The organism is Bartonella gliris (genome assembly GCF_045277155.1).
GTDB classification, from domain to species: Bacteria; Pseudomonadota; Alphaproteobacteria; order Rhizobiales; family Rhizobiaceae; genus Bartonella; species Bartonella gliris.
On record NZ_CP123962.1, the window covers coordinates 644,380 to 664,105 of the forward strand.

Below are 19,726 nucleotides of genomic sequence, written 5' to 3' on the forward strand. Positions count from 1 at the left end.
AACATGACGCACCCGCTCAATCTCATGTTTTGTAAAACAACAAACCATCCTAGACGAAGCATTCAGCGCACTAAACTCTGACTGAAATACCACACTGTGTATCTTAAAACTTACACACAACTAAAATTTGAAAATATCATTTATGCAATCAAAAAGTGTTATAATTGTATCCATAAAAACTTTTTTTAACATTATTGAGATACTAAACACTGGTCTAAGAAACTAAGATTGATCTCTAAACCGGTAAAAATAATGTCGTTTTTTTAAAGGAGATAGCAACACAAGATTAACAAGATTAACAAGATTGTATCTTTCATAGAAATAGACTTTTGTCTTATATGGCATATAAAATAGTGTCTTTATTGCATTCAATTCACATGCATTTACAAGGCAATCATCTATATTTATTTCATTGTTCTACTACACTGGAATCATAATAATATCGACTCGACACTGATCCTAAAAATTTTTATAATTATAAGATTTAGTTTCATAATTTGATTTGTCATATACTGAAAGGGACATTCTATTCATGTCTATAAACTCAGAAACACAAGACATAAGCAAAAGAAATTCTCCTCGTCGAATTTTGTTTGCAAGTCTTATTGGCCCAACAATTGAATTTTTTGATTTTTATGTCTTTGCAACTGCTGCAGCACTCATATTCCCTCATGTATTTTTTCCAACGCAAAATGATCAACTTGCTATTTTACAATCTTTTCTAATCTTTGGAGCAGCCTTTTTTGCACGCCCATTTGGATCAATTGTTTTTGGACATTTTGGGGATAAAATTGGACGAAAAGCAACCCTTATCGCCGCTCTTCTCACGATGGGGTTGTCAACAGTTATTATTGGTTTCCTTCCCACTTATGAAACTGCTGGGTGGTGGGCACCCTTCTTCTTAACTTTGTGCCGTATTGGACAAGGAATGGGATTAGGAGGCGAATGGGGGGGAGCCGTTCTGCTGGCAACAGAAAATGCCCCACCAGAAAAACGTGGTTGGTATGCGATGTTTCCTCAATTAGGCGTTCCAATCGGTTTATTTTCATCTATTGTCGTTTATTTAGGTCTTTTGCACTTCCTTGATCATGATGAACTTTTAGCATGGGGATGGCGCATTCCTTTTATTGCTTCGGTTGTTCTCATGATTGTGGGATTATGGGTTCGTCTTTCAATCAACGAAACCGTTGCATTTAAAAAAACTCTCGAACGTAAAGAGCGTGTCAAAGTCCCTATAATTGAGGTCTTTTTAAAATGCCCACGAATCTTATTTCTTGGGACATTTTCTGGCATGGCAACATTTGTTTTATTTTATTTGGTCACTGCATATTTGTTAAGCTATTCAACAAACCATTTGCAATTGTCATTTTATCAAGCTCTTCAAGTAGAAGTCGTCGGTGCTATTTTCTGCGGAATTTTTACTGTCCTAACCGGAAGACTTGCTGATCGTATTAGGCGCAGAACTTTAATGATTTGGATCACAATCATCACTGGTATTTATTCTTTTGTAATTCCTTATTTCTTAAACTCCGGAATTATAGGAATTCTTGCAATGTCTACTATTGGTTTGTCGATCATGGGAATGGTATATAGTCCTCTTGGTGCTGTTTTAGCTTCACCATACCCAACAGCAATTCGATACACTGGTTCTTCTATAACCTTTAACTTAGCCGGTATCGTAGGTGCATCTCTTGCACCTTATATTGCAGAACATCTGGTGCAACATTTTGGTACTTCCTATATCGGCTATTATTTACTTCTTGCCTCTTTTATTTCATTGATTTGCTTTGTTGGATTTACGGATGATGAAATATCTAACTAAAACACAATGAAGAAAAATAAAACGAATGCTAGCGGCAGAAATGCCGCTAGTTTTATTTTAAAAGACATTGGTTGCGGTACACTCCACCACAATATTCCAGCAAACAGTGCACTCAAAACAAAGAACAAAATATCTGCGCTATTGCCAATATAAGCGACAGAAACTATTCGCGATAGGATATGCGTTGTTCCCAACCATGAAACGCAAAAAAAAGCTAACATTACAGCCCATAAAATAAGCAAAATCCGATCAACAATCATCATCATTTCGCTCAAATATTTTGCAAACAAGACAGCGGTTAGCGATTGTTGACAACATCTTTATTGCTCCCAGAAAAAAATCATAACAAAAAACCAAAGTTCTCCTCCCGATCTTCTGCAACAAAAATCTTTGAATCCATTATTCCCATCAGACCTATAAAAATCAAAATAAGAGACGTTAAACGCATCAAACCTGTTTTTTCCAACAGCGATCGTCAGTCTGCTGCCAATAAGTCAAATTATGATTTTCCGTTTTATATTTTTTCCACTGAGCACGAACAAGATTCAATTGCTCATCGATTCGGCCATCAAATATCACTACAAGTCGTTGATAAGCATCAATATCCGAGCAAATTGCTCCCTCTACGAGAAAACGTATCTTGGAATCATTCGGATTTTCGTGCCCTGTAGTAAGGAATACAGGCTGAAAATTTGGATATTGATCACACTCAGTTCCATGTCCAATAAACGCTTCATCAGCATAGACCCATAAACGTGTATCTATAGCATCGCGTCGTTCTTTACTCACACATTGTATTGTTATCTTACCAAAACGAACGAGCGCACGCTCCACAAGCGTTGGCAAAATATCTTCCAGCGTTGACTGCGTCAAATGATAGAAAAAAATATCCACCCTCTTAGCCCTCATCACTCTTTATAAAAAAGCCAACATCTTTTTGGAGAATCATCTATGTCGCCATTACATAAAGGAAATATTCCAAGATATAATGATTCCTCTTTTCTGATTGTATGTATTATCTTTTTTTCCATGTGGGTTAAAGATAGAAAAAGAGAAATTGTCATTTTCTAGTTAAGAAAAAGATTTATTTTAACTCGTTTTTTAGCTTCTCTGTAGACTACAGTTGAAAATAGAATAAAATATATGGCAGAATGGGTTTGAAGCTAACGAGCTATCCTGTACTATTTATGTGGTAATAATATGCAATATAGGGAAAGGTCGTTTTTAAATTTTGATTATATTTTTTAACCTAAGGTAGTGTAAAGTATCTGCCCTCTAATTAAAGATTGAGGATGTTAGCCAATCTATGCGTATTATTGAGTTATACATCCTAAAACGCGTTCTTATCCTGTTCAGTGCTGTCATGATTGCAGCAATTAGTATTAGTTGGACAGTGCAAATTCTTGCACGGATAAACTTTCTCACAACAAGTAGACAAACGCTCCTAACCGTCTTGCAGTTTTCATTCTCATTGGTTCCGTCAGTTATTTTTCTTGTCATTCCGTTTGCCTTAATCATTGCAATTACCAGCACCCTTTCGGCAATGAATCAAGACTCAGAACTGGCTATCATCAATGCCTCTGGTTTTCCCAAAAGTACTGTGTGGAAACCAATACTTCTTCTCGCTATTTTTGCATCGTGTGCATCCTTTTTTATAGCCAGTTTTGTTGTTCCTCAAGCACGTCTTAATATGCGACAAATGCTAGCAAGTGCCCATTCTGATCTTATTAATCTTTTCATTCGTGAAGGTAGCTTCCAAAAACTCTCCAATAACCTTTACATAGAAATTGGCGAACGGAATGCGGATAAAACTCTTGCTCGTCTTTTCATCGCTGACCAACGCGATCCTAAGATTGATCTTTTTTATTATGCAACAAAAGCATCAATTGTGAGCAATAAAAACGGCAATTTTTTAGTCCTCAATAATGGTGAAATAGAAAGAATCAATCATCAAAATGATAGCGTTTCGATCGTTCAATTCAGCTCGTATACCTTTAACCTAGATGAATTCATTCCCCACGATAAAACGCCCACGATTTATCCTAAAGATAGACCTCTTTCTTATTTGCTAAATCCTGACCCGAAGGACCCCTACTATCAGCGCAAACCACTCCAATATAGAGCTGAATTTCACCGCAGGCTTACAGAATGGCTTTATCCAATTGTTTTTTCACTAATTTCATTAGCAGCAGCAGGAGATGTACGTTCATATCGACAAGCACGTAACTCTGCAAACTTCTCTGCAATTGCCCTTTCTTTGTTTGTTTATTGGATGGGATATTTTTTTGCCGAAAAAGCAAAAAGTGATCTTGCATATGTTCCTTTGCTTTATATTACACCAATAGGAACGAGTATGCTCGTTTTTTTCATGCTCTTAAAAAATCATAGAATCGGTATCCCCACAAAACTTAATGAGGTTATTCAAATGTTTTTTCAAAAAGTGATGAAAAAATTTGAACATCGAAAATCTCAATATCCTTCGAATGAGGAATCATGATGGGGTGGACGCTTGGACGATATTTTTTTATGCGTTATCTTAAAATGGCCTGTTATTTTTTTGGTGCTATTTTGGTTCTGTCTCTTTTAATCGACTTTACAGAAAACTCTGGTCGGCTATCCTATCTTCCCCATTATACAGCAAAAGATGCACTTCTCATCTCCGTTTTACGCATCCCTTTTATCATGCAACAACTTATCCCCTTTATTGCCCTCTTTTCTGCAATGACAATGTTGATCTCGCTTAATCGAAAATATGAGCTTGTTGTGACTCGTTCAATCGGTGTTTCTGCATGGCAGTTTCTTATGCCTGCTTGTTTTGGAGCTTTTCTTTTGGGATTATTTTCAATTCTTATCGTTAACCCACTTGCCGCATGGGGATTTTCGCAAGCGGAAAAAATGATGACTGAGTGGCGCAGTAATAACGTGCTAACATCTCTTAATAACACGCGCATCCCATGGTTAACACAACATACAAATTTAGGCAGAACAACCATTGGTGCTAAATCTGTCACCGATCAAGGACTTTCTCTTATCGATGCAACATTTGTACAATATAACGATAATGCAACAGTCAAAAATTGGATTAACACCAGAAAAGCAACATTGACAAACGGCGCTTGGTTGTTAACAAATGGAACAATCTATAGAAGTGGGCACTCTCCTGAAAATTTTACTGAATTTCAGATAAAAACCAATCTCAAACCCGAATTTTTAACTGAACGTTTAGCGAATCCCGCAACTATTCCATTTTACCAATTGCCAACAAAAATTATGATTGCACGCTCATTTGGCTATTCTGCCAATAGCTTTGATATGTATTTACAATCTTTGATTGCACTACCCGCACTGCTTATAGCAATGACTCTCATTGCAGCAACTGTATCTTTGAACTTTACGCGCTTTGGACAATCTGGAGCATTAATTCTTGGTGGCGTAATCGCTGGCTTCATGCTTTATGTCATTTCCGTACTCGTTCAAGCTTTTGGTAATGCCGGATACATTCCACCAATTATTGCAGCTTGGACACCCGTTGTTATTGCATTATTTTTGGGAATCTCCTTTTTGCTTCATAAAGAGGATGGCTAAGTGAAACCATTAACAAGTAAGAAAATCATTTTAATAAAATTAAGGGCATTCGCTTTTAAAAGTGTTATTGGCTTTATCTTAAGCGTGTCTTTATCCTATTATCTACACGCGCAAAGCCTTACTTCCCTTACGCAAAATCGTACCCCAAATTCAGTACGCCCCCTCTTGCTCTCTGCTGAGGAACTCATCTACAATCGTGATGACAATACTGTTTCTGCACAAGGCAATGTCCAAATCGAATATGATGGCAATAAACTTGTCGCCAAAAAAGTCACTTATAATCAAAAAACAGGACGTATTATAGCACAAGGAAATGTTGAAATTACTCAAAAAGATGGGAACAAAATTTATTCTAATCAGATTGATATGACCAAAGATTTTGGCGAAGGCTTCGTAAATGCCTTACGCATTGATACAGCCTCCAATGTCCATTTCGCGGCAACAAGTGCTGCCCGCAGCAACAACCAGATAACAGTCTTCGATAATGCCACCTACACAGCTTGTGAACCTTGCTCTTATAAACCAGATAGAGAAGTCTTATGGAAAATTAAATCGAGAAAGATCATATGGAATAATACTACCAAAAAAATTCGATTTGAAAATAGCCGTTTTGAAGTTTTTGGTGTACCTATTGTACAGTTTCCAAATTTTGAGCTCTATGATCCAACTGTGAAACGTGCTAGCGGTCTTCTTGCACCTCGTCTTTTTTATTCCGATTATCTCGGACTGGGCATAAAAAATTCTTATTTCTGGAATCTCGCTCCCCATTATGATTTCACACTTTCTTCTACTGTCTATACCCAACAAGGGCTTTTAACTGAAGGTGAATGGCGTCAACGTTTAAAAACAGGCATTTATAATATTCGCTTTGCTTATATATACCAAATGAACCCGCATAATTTTGATAATGATACGATTGATGCACAGCATAAAAACCGGTATATGCTAGCAACAAAGGGGGATTTCCGTATTAATTCACGCTGGACTTACGGATGGGATATCCTCGCACAATCCGATCGACATTTTAGTCGTGCTTATAAACTTGAGAACTATAGCAATCCTACACAACTTTCCCAGCTTTATTTGAATGGTCTTGCAGGTAAAAACCACTTTGATATGCGTTTTTACCATTTTAAGGTTCAAGATCTGATATTAAATGACCCTCATTATGAACGCCACTCTCGACAAGCATGGGTTCTCCCCCGTATCGATTATTCTTTCACACCAGATGAATCAGTTTATACTGGACTACTCACTTTTCATAGCAATATGCAATCAATATATCGCCGTCATGCCGACTTCAGCTCTACCGACTGGAATGGACATCCGCTTAACACTGCTAGGCTTTCGGGTATGGCTGGAAATAGTTTTCGTTTAACAAACGAGCTAGAATGGAAAAAGCGCTTCAACACACACAGTGGGCTTATATTAACCCCTATTCTTTCTTTACGTGCTGATATCATTACAAAAAATATGCATGAAAACCATGATTCTCATATAATAAACGACTCCTCCCCAGCATTCCGTGGCATGGCAACCGCCGGTTTAGAATTACGTTATCCCTTCCTCATTAAATTTGACAGTTCTACACATATTATAGAACCAACCGCACAAATTTTTATACGCAATAATGAACGATATATCGGACAAATTCCTAATGAAGATGCACAAAGCTTCATATTTGACGCAACCACTCTCTTCCAACGTAATAAATTCTCTGGTTATGACCGCGTAGAAGGTGGGACACGCGCCAATATAGGTCTAAGATATTCTGGAAACTTTAACAATGATTGGTCTCTTTATGGTCTTTTTGGGCAATCCTTTCATATTACAGGGAAAAATTCTTTTGCAGAAAAAGATTTTGTGAATGTAGGCATTCATTCTAGCCTCGAAGCAACACGTTCAGACTATGTTGCAATGTTTGGCGCAAACCATAAAAGTGGTTTTTCTCTAGAAACTCGTGGACGTTTTGATAAAAAAACAGGCAAAGCTCACCGCAGTGAAATTGAAGTGTCGCAGAAATGGCAAAATTTTTGGGCAGCTGTACAATATGCCTATATCACAAGCCAACCATCTTATGAATATCCACAAGAGCGCCAAGAAATTTCTTTTCAAACTGGTATGAAATTGGCTAACTATTGGTCTATTAATAGCAATGCCAGTTATGATTTAGTCTCCGGTACATTCGTAAAGCGGGGAATTAGCTTGAATTATACAGATGAATGTTTCGGGCTAACATTCGGTTATCAGCAAGTAACTAATCCAGGCAAAAAAACGCCCTTGCAAAACTTTAATTTCTCTCTTTCATTGCGTACAATTGCAGATATCGGAAAAAAATAAAATCAGATTTATAAAGAGAATGTATAGGTGTTTAACTTATCATTGTTTTTATGAAAAAAAACGTATACTTTAAGTAATTGATGAGGATTGATAAACAATGCGAAGGCCTATTTACATGAATAAATTTAAAAAGCGTACTCGTGCTTTATTTTGTGTTGCTGCTTTGAGCGTAAGCAATCTGCTGGTAAGTGAATTGTTGATTCCACCGGTCTTCGCGCAGACTGTCATTGTTGTTACAGTCAATGGTAATCCTATCACAAATTACGATATTCAAAGGCGCATTGCCTTTCTCAAATTGCAACAAAAGCAGGGCAATCTTTTTGCGCAAGCTAAAAATGAGCTTATCAATGAAGTACTCAAGAATACCGAAGTAAAGCGCCGTAATATTGAGGTTAGCGATAATGAGGTTGAAAGTGCTTTTGAAAACTTTGCAACACAAAATAATATGACCATTGATCAACTCAACCATATTCTGATGCAAAATGATATCACAGTGCAACATTTTAAGGATTACATCCGTGGACAAATAGGATGGGGCCGTCTTGTGAATGCACGCTATCAAGCTGAAACTGGTATGATTACCGAACAAGAAGCTGTACGCAGAATATTAAAAAATGGTGGTGTTAAGCCCTCAACCAATGAATATACACTACAGAGAATTATTTTTGTCATCCCTGCACATCGCCGCTCAGAAATTTTTGAAAGACGTCAGAGAGAAGCAAACAATTTCCGCGCGCATTTCCGGGGATGTGCTAACGCCCAAAAACAGGCGAGAGGTATTTTAGATGTTACTATCAGTAATCTCGGAAAATTTCTTGAACCCCAGCTTCCTAGGGAGTGGGAACAGGCTATCCGTGCAACACCTGTTGGAAAAATGACCAAATTGCAAGAAACATCGCATGGGATTGAAGCACTTGCTGTCTGCAAAATAACAAGAGTTTCTGATGATTACGTTGCCCGACTCATATTTTCTATTCAAGATAATAAGCAAAAAAGCCCGCAAAAACTCGAAAGCTTAAGCAAAAAATATTTAGAAGAATTGCGACGGGTAGCGCGTATTCAAAACTCATGATGGCTGCACTTGTTGTTAGTGGTGGTGATCCTGCTGGAATCGGTCCTGAAATAGCACTAAAAGCATGGAGTTTGCGTGCTACACGTCAAATTCCACCTTTTGTTCTTCTCGCTGATCCAGACGTTATTCGTTCGCGTGCTCATTTTTTACAGATTGATGTTAAGGTAGAAACCGTTTTAACAGATAATCCTGTGAAAAACTTTCAAGCGGCTCTTCCTGTAATACCATTAAAAAACCGACAAAGTGACCAATTTGGCTTGCCTGCACCAGAAAATGTTGCTGGAGTAATTGAAGCAATTGAACGTAGCGTTCTGTTGATTCAAAGTGGTCGTGCGGGCGCACTGGTCACTTGCCCTATTGCAAAAAAAAGCCTTTACGATAGTGGATTTGAATTTCCAGGCCACACAGAATTTTTAGCTCATTTGGCTCATCAAACCTCTGGTAAATGCTATCATCCGGTTATGATGTTATCCGGGCCTCGATTAAAAACTGTACCAATTACTGTCCATATTCCATTTAAAGAAGTTCCCTCACGCCTTACCCATCGCTTAATCATTCAAACTGCATTCATTGTTGAAAATGACTTAAGAACGCGATTTAAAATAGCTTCACCCCGTCTTGCTATTGCTGGACTGAATCCTCACGCTGGAGAAGGAGGTACAATAGGAAAAGAAGATATCGAAATTATCACTCCTGCTATTGAATATCTTAAAAATAAAGGAATCAATATTGCAGGACCGCTGCCTGCCGATACCATGTTTCATAAATGTGCAAGAAAAGCATATGATGTTGCCCTTTGCATGTATCATGATCAAGCCCTTATCCCTGTTAAGACATTAGACTTTGACACCACTGTCAATATTACTTTAGGACTACCTTTTATTCGGACTTCTCCAGATCACGGAACTGCTTTTGATATTGCTGATAAAGGAATAGCCTCTCCCGAAAGCTTTATTGCTGCTCTTAAACTTGCAAATCAACTTGCGGAAAATAGTTTGATACCATGCCAATAGATAATCTACCTCCTCTCCGTGAGGTAATTGATATATATGGATTGCACGCTCATAAATCCCTGGGCCAAAATTTTCTTTTTGATCTTAATTTAACATCTAAAATTGCTCATCAAGCAGGAAATCTAGAGGGAAAACCTGTTATTGAAGTTGGTCCTGGTCCTGGAGGTCTCACACGCGCCTTACTTGCAAAGGGTGCTATTGTAACAGCGATAGAGCGTGATGAGCGCTGTATACCGGCTCTCTTAGAGATAGAAAAACACTATCCGCAAAAACTAAAACTTATTTGTAATGATGCGCTGAAGCAAGATTTCTCAAAGCTCTTTGAAACAACCTTAGAAAAACCACGTATTATTGCAAATCTCCCCTATAACATCGGCACAAAACTCTTATTAAATTGGCTTTTGGCTGAACCATGGCCTCCTTTTTATGAATCAATGACATTGATGTTTCAACGTGAAGTTGCCAAACGTCTTACTGCTATGCCTCAATCCGCCCATTATGGACGTCTTAGTGTCTTAACCGGCTGGCGTACCACTGCCAAAATTGCTTTTGATGTGCCTCCTCAAGCTTTCATACCAGCACCCAAAATAACTTCTTCCGTTGTTCATATTATTCCGCGTGCACAACCTCTCACCTGCTCCGCACAAAAATTAAGCTTTGTAACAAAAATCGCTTTTGGACAAAGGCGAAAAATGCTTCGCCAAAATCTTAAAACACTTGGGGATGAAACGCTTTTAGAAAAAGCTGGCATCGATGGAACACGCCGAGCTGAAACACTTTCAATTTCCGAATTTGTAACTTTGGCTAATTTAGTGATTTAAAAAGCCTCACTTTTTGTTGACCGTAATTTTTTTAACAATAAGCACATTAATCAACCTTTTCAGCAATAAGCCCACCAATAAAAGATTCAAGAAAACAACACCGTTCACGTTTCATTGTCTCTGCCAAATAAATCGACTTAATAAACGATACGGACTTATTCAAATCCTCATTAATCATAACATAATCGTAAGAACGCCAATGCTGCATTTCCGTTCGTGCATTTTTCAATCGCAAATTAATGATATCCTGACTATCTTCTGCTCGACGATGTAACCGTGAAATGAGCTCTTTCATTGATGGTGGAAGAATAAAAACAGATACAGTATCCTTTGGCATCTTTTTTTGAAGCTGTTGGGTGCCTTGATAATCAATATCGAATAACATATCTTGACCGGCACTCAACGCATTTTCAACGCTTTCACGTAAAGTGCCGTAATAATTTCCATGCACCTCTGCCCATTCGATAAATTCATCTTCATCACGCTTACGTTCAAACTCTTTCTTTGAAATAAAATGATAATGAAGACCATCCACCTCACTAGGACGCTTTTGCCGTGTTGTCATACTCACAGAGAGCTCTAATTGTCCATCTTTTAAAAGCAACCGAGAAAGGGTTGATTTACCAGCTCCTGAAGGTGAAGAGAGAATAAATAAAAAACCGCGGCGCCGATTTATTTTTTTAGCACTCGATTCACTCTTAAAGAATGTCATAATATCACTCTACTTTTTCTTAATTTTTTTCAAAATTTTGCATCAAATATTCAGTAATAAATTTTCCACATTCTTAAAAAATTTAATGTGTCTTCTTGAATGCACGCCATTTGCGAACATTCATATTATGTTCCTCCAAAGTTCTAGAAAAAACATGCCCTCCCGAACCATCCGCTACAAAATAGAGCACATCACTGCTCGGTGCATGTGCCACTGCTTTCAAAGAATCCCGACCTGGATTCGCAATAGCTGTTGGCGGCAAACCATCAATTTTATAAGTATTATAGGGCGTTTCTTTCTCAAGATCTGAACGGTAAATCGCACGACCTGAGGGCTTCCCTTTTCCACCAAAGAGACCATAAATGACCGTCGGATCAGATTGAAGACGCATATGTTTAACAAGACGGTTATAAAACACTGCAGCAACCTGCGGTCTCTCTGCTGCAATTCCTGTTTCTTTCTCCACAATCGACGCCAATATAACAAACTCGTCAATAGATTTGATGGGTAAGTCTGGTGAACGCGTAGCCCATATAGCATTAACTAACTTTGTTTGTCCTTCACGCAATCTCTTTATAATTTCTTTGCGTGTTGTCCCCCGAATAAAACGAACAGTATCAGTCATCAAACTGCCTTCCGGAGGCAAAACTTCCGGAAGATCTCCAATCAAAATTTCATTAGCAGCTAATCGATCAAAAACTTGTTGAACCGTCAAACCTTCTGGCACCGTAAACGTATGTTCGATAGATTTTCCTTTCACAAGAATATCCATAATATCATACATTGAAGCATGTGCTGGAATTAAATATTCACCCGCCTTAAGATGCGTTGTTTTTTGATGGTAACCAACTCCATAAACAAAAACATCAGATGAACGAATGAGACCACGTTTTTCAAGAAGTGAAGCAATTTCACGAATTCCTGTTCCAGGATAAATAAGAACAATTTGCTCTTCCTGCGCTGTCCCCTTACCTTCAAAAATAGTTTTTCCAATATAAAGAGGAATACTTATAGCCAGAATAACAACCACGATCAGCATGAGAAAAAAATGACCAAGTATGACCAATGGATTACGTACGATATACGACTTTTTTCGTTTTTTATGCGCTAACATACCATTATTATCTGCTAAATGGTTCGAAGAGAAATCACCTACGTCCTTTAGTGCTCTTTCATTTTTCACATCGGACATAACTATCAACCTCAACAATTTCTAGGTGCTACACTATAACTTCTCACTCAAACCTATAATTAAAAAAGAAAACTCAGAAGCAGAAAAAACAAAGAAGGCTCTTCTCTTATCCCCCAAAACGCCTCATCACCAAAGATGCATTTGTTCCACCAAATCCAAAGGAATTAGAAAGAATCGTATCAATCTTTCGTTCGCGTGGTTTATGTGGAACAAGATCAATTTTTGTCTCAACCGATGGATTATCGAGATTAAGTGTTGCTGGAGCTATATTATCTCGTATAGCTAAAATACAAAAAATAGCCTCAGCGGCACCGGCTGCACCAAGTAAATGTCCTACAGATGACTTGGTTGATGACATGGATATCTGTGGCGCATAATGCCCCAAAACACGTTCAACCGCAGCTAGCTCTATGACATCAGCCATTGTTGATGTTCCGTGGGCATTAATGTAATCAAGTTCGCTTACATTGACTTGTGCACGCTCAAGAGCCATCATCATACTGCGCTGCGCACCTTCACCACTTTCTGAAGGAGCTGTAATGTGGTAAGCGTCACCAGATAAACCATAACCAATAATCTCAGCATAAATACGAGCTCCCCGTTTTTTTGCATGTTCAAGTTCTTCTAAAATAACAATTGCGGCGCCTTCACCCATCACAAAACCATCACGATCAGCATCATAAGGACGCGATGCTCGTTCAGGATCATCATTACGACAAGTAGAAAGAGCTCTACAAGCAGAAAAACCGGCAAGAGAGATCCGGTTTATTGGAGATTCAGTACCTCCTGCCGCCATTACATCCGCATCACCCAACGCAATTAACCGCGCTGCATCACCAATTGCATGTGCACCTGTCGAACACGCCGTTACAACCGAATGATTAGGACCGCGCAAACTGTATTTAATAGATACATAACCGGAAGCAAGATTAATCAAACGCCCTGGAATAAAAAAAGGAGAAACACGCCGTGGACCTTTATCACGAAGCGTATAACCAGCCTCAACAATGCCTTCGATGCCGCCGATACCCGAACCAATTAATACACCTGTGCGAATCTGATCTTCATCGCTCTTGGGATACCATTCAGCATCTGCAAGTGCTTGGTCAGCAGCAGCAATTGCATAAACAATAAATGCATCAACTTTACGCTGTTCCCTAGGCTCCATATGCAAATCAGCATTATACGTACCATTTGTTCCATCCCCCAAAGGAATACGCGCAGCAATCTGACATGGCAAATCGGACACATCAAATTCAGTAATGCGCCGAACACCACTTTTCCCTTCAAGAAGTCGTTTCCAACTATATTCGACATCACCAGCTAATGGAGACACCAATCCCAAACCAGTAACAACAACACGTCTCATAGTTTTAACCTTGAATTGAGAATTTTCCTCTCAAAGCTGTATTTTCAAAATAGCCCTCAAAAGAACAAAGGCAAAAATATTGTTATGCCTTTGTCTTTCTTTAATCAAGCAGAAGCTTTATCAATAAACTTTACTGCATCACCAACTGTGAAAATTGTCTCAGCAGCCTCATCTGGGATTTCTACACCGAATTCTTCTTCAAAAGCCATAACGAGTTCAACCGTATCAAGGCTATCTGCTCCTAGATCATCGATAAAGCTTGCATTTTCTACCACCTTATCTGCATCAACCCCAAGATGCTCCACGATAATCTTCTTAACGCGCTCTTCTGTATCACTCATATTGAAATCCTCGAATTTATATTATTTTCCTATAATTGGTTAGCTATATCGGTTTATCTAATCAAGCATTAGATGCATTACTTTAAAAATTTTCAGCGACTAACTTAAAACATCCTGTGGATATCCCCTAGAAAATGAAGCAACGTGATATTCCGACATCAATTAATTAACCATTATGTTAAAGAAAGAACTGGTCTTTCCATTTCAATCGCTACTACTAAAATAATACAGCTTATAAATCAATGTTGGAATAAAGCAAATCGTCAGATCATTGCCATCCCGCCATTGATATGAAGTGTTTGACCCGTCACATATGCCGCTTCATCGCTCGCTAAATAAACAGCAGTAGCAGCTATTTCTTGCCCCATTCCCATACGCTTCATTGGAATCACAGCCATAATGGCTTCTTTTTGCTTTTCGTTAAGCTTGTCGGTCATTGCAGACTTAATAAATCCTGGAGCAATACAATTGACAGTAATGTTCCGTGAGGCAATTTCTTGTGCTAATGCTTTAGAAAAGCCTATTAAACCAGCTTTTGCAGCGCAATAATTCGTTTGTCCAGGATTTCCGACAACACCAACAACAGATGTTATGTTAATAATCCTTCCATAGCGACGCCGCATCATAGAATGCGTCAATTCACGTGTTAAAGCAGAAGCAGCTGTTAGGTTGACGGCTAAGACATCATCCCAATCGTGATCCTGCATACGTACAAAAAGACCGTCTCGGGTGATTCCAGCATTGTTAACTAAGATATCAACACCACCCATTTCTCTTTCCGCTGCTTCAGCCAATTGTTTAATTGATTTACGCTCAGAAAGATTAGCTGGAAATACAAAAACATCTTGTCCCAAATCTGCAGCTACTTCTTTAAGCTTCTCTTCACGGGTTCCATGGAGCCCAACAATTGCCCCTTGCGCATGGAAACAACGCGCAATTGCCTCACCGATTCCTCCCGATGCTCCCGTCACAAGAGCTTTACGACCTGTTAATTTAAACATCTTTTAGACTCCTTGATAGATTAAACGCCAAGCACCCGTAGTGCCGCTTCTATTTCCTCAGCTGTCCCAATTGTTAATCCCCTTATATCCTTATTAATACGACGCGCTAAACCTGTTAATACTTTCCCAGAACCAACTTCAAAAAGCGTATCAACTCCATTGGCACCAATCCACTCTATCGTTTCACGCCATCGCACTCTCCCAGTCACTTGTTGAACAAGAAGCGTAATAATACGCTCTGGATCACTCTCTGGTGCCACAGAAACATTGGCAACAAGAGGAACAAGAGGAGCCATTGCGTTAACAGTCGAAAGTGCATTCTTCATGGCATCAGCAGCAGGCTGCATTAAGGACGAATGGAAAGGCGCAGAAACCGGAAGAAGAAGTGCACGTTTAGCACCTTTTTTCGACGCAATCTCTACTGCTACCTCAACCGCTTTTGCTTCACCTGAAATAACAATTTGCCCGCCACCATTATCATTAGCAATCTGGCACAGTCCTTCTCCAGAAACCGTTTTACAAATTTCTTCCACATCTTTTTCATTCAAACCAATAAGTGCTGCCATAGAGCCTTCACCGACAGCAACAGCAGCCTGCATGGCATTTCCACGAATCCGCAAAAGCCTTGCCGTATCAGTAAGACTAAATGTACCAGTGGCACAAAGAGCCGAGTATTCGCCTAAAGAATGTCCCGCAACAAATTTTACCTTTGTTTCTATATTAAGACCCAATTGTTCCATCACACGAATAACTGCCATGGATACAGCCATCAATGCTGGTTGCGCATTCGCTGTTAACGTCAAAACATCTGCTGGCCCTTCAAAAATGATATCTGATAATTTCTCACCTAAAGCATCATCCACTTCCTCAAAAACCATCCGCGCTGCAACAAATTGCTCTGTAAGTACTTTGCCCATACCAACAAGCTGACTTCCCTGTCCTGGAAAAGTAAAAGCTGCCACCATCAACCGACTCCTAAATTGTGCAATCAAATTATATTCTTTTGATCTTATTCATAAGCACAAATCAAGATAAAGTAACTTATTTAAAATGGACATCTCTCTTAAAGTTATATTTTAATGGCGGAATTTGATATAAAAACTTAGGAAAATATGGGGCTATACACTGAATAACGCTCCAACTTATCAAACTTCCTAAAATTACGCCCGCTAAAATATCAAAGGGATAATGTACACCAACAAAGACACGCGCCCAACAAATCAAGCATAAAAATACTGCTGCAAACTTAGAAGAAACTTTGTATCGGTAAAAATAAAGGCTCGCCATATAAGATGCAATAGTTAAGGCATGATTACTCGGAAAAGAAGCTGTTGCACGATGCTTAATCAGCGGTGTTGTTAACCCCATAACAAACGGGCGTGGACGAAAATAAATAAGAGAAATAAGATAACCTATAAAAAGAGCCGTACAAATACTCACGCAAATGCTTAGCACTACACGTCGTCCCATAACTCCATCGCAAAACCACAGCGCAAAAAGATGTAGTGGAATAATGTAAATCAAAAACTTTGCACAAAAAATACTCAATAAAACTAAAACTGACCATGATTGATGATTGCCAGCAAGCATTTCAAAAAGTGCAGCATCAATCTGGTTTAAAAGATCCATACTTCTCTCCTTCATTTTTATAGCTGTACAATATTGTCTCTTTGTATGAAGAGTGAAACGTATAAAAATATAAGATTCAATAAATATTTTTTATGTGGATAAACTTGCTATTTTTAAAGATAAGCTGTAAATGTCAAACGTTCGTTACCGGCACTTTGGCTGGAGGTTGAACGGAGGACTGAAAATAATCAGTAGGAAATGCAATATTTCCGACCTCCCGTATCTCCGCTCTCGAATGTCTCGAATTGTAAACGCGTCCTTTCTTCTTTGGGTCTCCAAAAAAGACAAGTCGCAGAGGCTTTGCGCTAAAACCGGTAAAGTTTAATTGAAGAAAGGCAAAACAATGGCTCTTTATGAACATATGTTTCTTGCCCGACAGGATATTGCACCGCAGCAAATTGATGAACTTTTGAGTGTCTACAAAGGTGTCATTGAAGCGCACGGTGGAAAAGTTGGGCGTGTAGAAAACTGGGGTCTACGTCCCCTCGCTTATCGTATTCGCAAAAACCGTAAAGCTTATTATGTGCTGGTTAATATTGACGCACCAGCCGCAGCAATTGCTGAAGTTGAACGTCAAATGCGCATCAATGAAGACATTTTGCGTTATATGACCATTCGTGTAGAAAAACACGAAAAAGAAAAGTCTGCTATGCTCTCTCGCCTTGATCGCAACAGTCGCATTGGGCAAGATGAAGAGCGTCCTCGCTCTCAACGTCGTCAACGTGAAGATGTCATAGAAGGAGTAGAATGATGACTGAGCTTAATCAAACTGCGACACGTCGCCCGTTTCATCGCCGTCGCAAAACATGTCCCTTTTCAGGTGTCAATGCTCCAAAGATTGATTATAAAGACGTTAAATTATTACAGCGTTATATTTCAGAACGTGGAAAAATCGTTCCTTCACGGATTACGGCCGTCAGCCAGAAAAAACAGCGTGAATTGGCTAATGCCATCAAACGTGCCCGTTTTCTCGGCTTGCTTCCATATGTTATAAGATAATATTGCAAATGCACTCTGTAGCTGGGTATCTTCCCAGCTGCTTTTCTTGTATAGTTCAGCAAAACACCTAATTGCGTATTATACGAAGATATACAAAATACTAGAGTTGAGGCATTAGAGCGCCCCTAACTGCAGAAAGCAGGACAGCGATAAATGAAAAGTTTTCGTACTTATAAGATAATGACAGGTATTTTAGCGGGGTTGTTTGCTGTCGTTATAGGAATGGCAATCATCAGCATCGCAAATATTGCACCCTATTTTTCTCTCCTTCTTGGTTGTTTTCTTTCTCTTCCGATTTTTACTGTTGCGTTTGGTCGAGGAACATTAGCCAGCCTCGTTGCCTTAATAAGTGCCACTGTTGTTCTTGTCATAGTCACTAATGTATACATTAGTCTCTGCTTTATGTTATTGTTCTTTCTTCCAGCTGTTTACGCTTCTTGGCTTCTTGGGCTCGCACGACCAGCACAAGGAGGAAATTCGCTGATATGGTATCCATTATCATTGGTTATTTTTCATTTAACCAACTTTATCGCTTTCATATCAAGCTTTATCGGACTCTATATCGAAACTCGTCCATCAACGCCTCTCATCGCAAAAAAAGTCACTGCGAACATAACACAAGCTATGCAACAATCACAGTCACTAAAGGAAACTGATATACTCGCCTTTAGCGAATTTTTAATGACACATGCAGCAACTTTTACAGCTATTGCTCTGGCTATTTATAGTGTGATTTTTCTCATTGGTAATCTTTATTTTTCAATAGTAACAGCGCAACATATGCAATGGCTGAAGAGACCCCGTGATGATTGGAGCCAAACTCTTCGCCTTCCAATGTCTGGAATTGTTATTTTCATTGTTGTTTGCATAGCATCTATGATTGAATTGGGCTTTACTCTTAATTTAATTGCTCGTGTCTTTAGCACTGCATACACTGTCATCATATCAATCACTGGCCTAGCATATCTGCACAATATTACAAAAGGAATAAACGGTCGGATTATTATACTCTCTCTTGTTTATATTGCTATTTTAACTGTCGTTTTTGCTCCACCTCTTTCTTTCATGATGCTTCTCATGGGTATTTGGGCGGCTATTCAATACAACTTTCAGTCACGCAAAAAACTTCACTAATTTATTTGTTCGAAAGGAAAAACTATGGATATTATTCTACTTGAGCGCATTCCGCGTCTTGGTCAGATGGGCGATATTGTTTCAGTCAAAGATGGTTATGCACGTAACTTTCTCTTGCCTCAAGGCAAAGCTTTACGTGCTAATGAAGCTAATAAAAAACATTTTGAAATACAGCGCGCGCAACTTGAAGCTCGTAACCTTGAACGCAAAAGCGAAGCACAAAAAATTGCTGAAAAGCTTGATGGTCAATCCTTTATTGTCGTTCGTTCAGCTGGTGAAACAGGGCAGCTTTACGGATCTGTGTCAACACGCGATATTGCTGAAATCATAACAAATGAAGGCTTTTCCATTGGGCGTAATCAGGTTGAACTTAATCATCCAATAAAGACTATTGGCCTCCATACCATTACCCTTAGCCTCCACCCTGAAGTTCAAATTTCCGTAATCGTTAATGTTGCGCGTTCAGCCAGTGAAGCACAACGCCAAGCAGAAGGTGAAACTCTTACCTCTGCTGAAGCAATATATGATGTTGAGAAAGAACCATTAGCAGAAAATCAAGAAGAAACCTTCGCCGAAAATCAGGAAGAATCATTAGTAGAAGAAATGAATAATAATGATGCGAAAAGCGAAGAGGGTTAATTACTATTTCTTCTCTCTCTTGTGCATTTTTTATTGTTTGCGGTTTATCACATTAGG

The 19,726-nt window shown here is 38.9% G+C and carries 20 protein-coding genes; 11 read left to right on the plus strand and 9 right to left on the minus strand.

Going from position 1 to position 19,726, the window contains the following annotated elements; all coding sequences use genetic code 11:
• The first annotated feature begins 532 nt into the window (after positions 1-532).
• Positions 533-1,822 carry an MFS transporter gene (locus QHG54_RS02865; protein WP_317993056.1) on the plus strand — a complete coding sequence of 430 codons (1,290 nt, stop codon included), beginning with the start codon at positions 533-535 and terminating at the stop codon, positions 1,820-1,822.
• Here QHG54_RS02865 and QHG54_RS02870 read toward each other — a convergent pair.
• Both QHG54_RS02870 and QHG54_RS02875 read right to left on the minus strand, forming a co-directional pair.
• Complete coding sequence (locus QHG54_RS02870) at positions 1,819-2,082, minus strand: hypothetical protein (protein ID WP_317994032.1); 264 nt, start codon at positions 2,080-2,082, stop codon at positions 1,819-1,821. The two genes, QHG54_RS02865 and QHG54_RS02870, sit on opposite strands and share 4 nt — an antisense overlap.
• Positions 2,083-2,269: 187 nt before the next feature.
• Complete coding sequence (locus tag QHG54_RS02875; RefSeq protein WP_317993055.1) at positions 2,270-2,716, minus strand: DNA polymerase III subunit chi; 447 nt, start codon at positions 2,714-2,716, stop codon at positions 2,270-2,272.
• Positions 2,717-3,128: 412 nt separating this feature from the next.
• Here QHG54_RS02875 and lptF point away from each other — a divergent pair, with 412 nt between their 5' ends.
• From lptF to rsmA, 6 genes are all read left to right on the plus strand, one after another.
• Positions 3,129-4,319, plus strand: a complete 1,191-nt coding sequence (gene lptF / locus QHG54_RS02880) for an LPS export ABC transporter permease LptF (protein ID WP_406604409.1) — start codon at positions 3,129-3,131, stop codon at positions 4,317-4,319.
• A complete protein-coding gene (lptG, locus tag QHG54_RS02885) occupies positions 4,316-5,407 on the plus strand; it encodes an LPS export ABC transporter permease LptG (protein ID WP_406604410.1) in 1,092 nt (363 codons plus the stop codon). The genes lptF and lptG overlap by 4 nt, the downstream gene beginning before the upstream one ends.
• Positions 5,408-7,747, plus strand: coding sequence for an LPS-assembly protein LptD (locus QHG54_RS02890; protein ID WP_317993052.1), 2,340 nt, complete (start codon positions 5,408-5,410; stop codon positions 7,745-7,747).
• Between the two features lie 115 nt (positions 7,748-7,862).
• Entirely contained in the window at positions 7,863-8,819 is a 957-nt protein-coding gene (locus tag QHG54_RS02895) for a peptidylprolyl isomerase (RefSeq protein ID WP_317993051.1), read from the plus strand.
• Positions 8,819-9,832: a 4-hydroxythreonine-4-phosphate dehydrogenase PdxA gene (pdxA, locus tag QHG54_RS02900; protein ID WP_317994031.1), complete on the plus strand. Its 1,014-nt coding sequence runs from the start codon at positions 8,819-8,821 to the stop codon at positions 9,830-9,832. The genes QHG54_RS02895 and pdxA overlap by 1 nt, the downstream gene beginning before the upstream one ends.
• A complete protein-coding gene (rsmA, locus tag QHG54_RS02905) occupies positions 9,823-10,653 on the plus strand; it encodes a 16S rRNA (adenine(1518)-N(6)/adenine(1519)-N(6))-dimethyltransferase RsmA (RefSeq protein WP_317993050.1) in 831 nt (276 codons plus the stop codon). The genes pdxA and rsmA overlap by 10 nt, the downstream gene beginning before the upstream one ends.
• Positions 10,654-10,699: 46 nt before the next feature.
• On the opposite strand, the gene gmk is transcribed toward rsmA, so the two are convergent.
• From gmk to QHG54_RS02940, 7 genes are all read right to left on the minus strand, one after another.
• The gene (gmk, locus tag QHG54_RS02910) at positions 10,700-11,365 is read right to left on the minus strand and encodes a guanylate kinase (protein ID WP_317993049.1); all 666 of its coding nucleotides are present in this window, start codon (positions 11,363-11,365) and stop codon (positions 10,700-10,702) included.
• An 82-nt stretch (positions 11,366-11,447) separates the two neighbouring features.
• On the minus strand, positions 11,448-12,557 hold the full coding sequence (mltG, locus tag QHG54_RS02915) for an endolytic transglycosylase MltG (protein ID WP_317993048.1): 1,110 nt from the start codon (positions 12,555-12,557) through the stop codon (positions 11,448-11,450).
• A gap of 106 nt (positions 12,558-12,663) precedes the next feature.
• On the minus strand, positions 12,664-13,926 hold the full coding sequence (gene fabF / locus QHG54_RS02920) for a beta-ketoacyl-ACP synthase II (RefSeq protein WP_317993047.1): 1,263 nt from the start codon (positions 13,924-13,926) through the stop codon (positions 12,664-12,666).
• Positions 13,927-14,030: 104 nt separating this feature from the next.
• Positions 14,031-14,267, minus strand: coding sequence for an acyl carrier protein (locus QHG54_RS02925; protein ID WP_317993046.1), 237 nt, complete (start codon positions 14,265-14,267; stop codon positions 14,031-14,033).
• A gap of 263 nt (positions 14,268-14,530) precedes the next feature.
• A complete protein-coding gene (gene fabG, locus QHG54_RS02930; RefSeq protein ID WP_317993045.1) occupies positions 14,531-15,268 on the minus strand; it encodes a 3-oxoacyl-[acyl-carrier-protein] reductase in 738 nt (245 codons plus the stop codon).
• A 20-nt stretch (positions 15,269-15,288) separates the two neighbouring features.
• Positions 15,289-16,233 (minus strand): ACP S-malonyltransferase, encoded by a 945-nt coding sequence (gene fabD, locus QHG54_RS02935; protein WP_317993044.1) that lies wholly within the window; start codon positions 16,231-16,233, stop codon positions 15,289-15,291.
• A gap of 76 nt (positions 16,234-16,309) precedes the next feature.
• The gene (locus tag QHG54_RS02940; protein ID WP_406604411.1) at positions 16,310-16,897 is read right to left on the minus strand and encodes an undecaprenyl-diphosphatase; all 588 of its coding nucleotides are present in this window, start codon (positions 16,895-16,897) and stop codon (positions 16,310-16,312) included.
• 343 nt (positions 16,898-17,240) lie between these two features.
• Here QHG54_RS02940 and rpsF point away from each other — a divergent pair, with 343 nt between their 5' ends.
• From rpsF to rplI, 4 genes are all read left to right on the plus strand, one after another.
• Positions 17,241-17,648, plus strand: a complete 408-nt coding sequence (rpsF, locus tag QHG54_RS02945; RefSeq protein WP_317993042.1) for a 30S ribosomal protein S6 — start codon at positions 17,241-17,243, stop codon at positions 17,646-17,648.
• Entirely contained in the window at positions 17,648-17,896 is a 249-nt protein-coding gene (gene rpsR, locus QHG54_RS02950) for a 30S ribosomal protein S18 (RefSeq protein ID WP_317994030.1), read from the plus strand. Before rpsF ends, rpsR begins: the two co-directional genes overlap by 1 nt.
• 153 nt (positions 17,897-18,049) lie before the next feature.
• Positions 18,050-19,030 (plus strand): hypothetical protein, encoded by a 981-nt coding sequence (locus tag QHG54_RS02955; RefSeq protein ID WP_317993041.1) that lies wholly within the window; start codon positions 18,050-18,052, stop codon positions 19,028-19,030.
• 24 nt (positions 19,031-19,054) lie between these two features.
• Positions 19,055-19,669, plus strand: a complete 615-nt coding sequence (gene rplI / locus QHG54_RS02960) for a 50S ribosomal protein L9 (protein ID WP_317993040.1) — start codon at positions 19,055-19,057, stop codon at positions 19,667-19,669.
• The last annotated feature ends 57 nt before the right edge of the window (positions 19,670-19,726 follow it).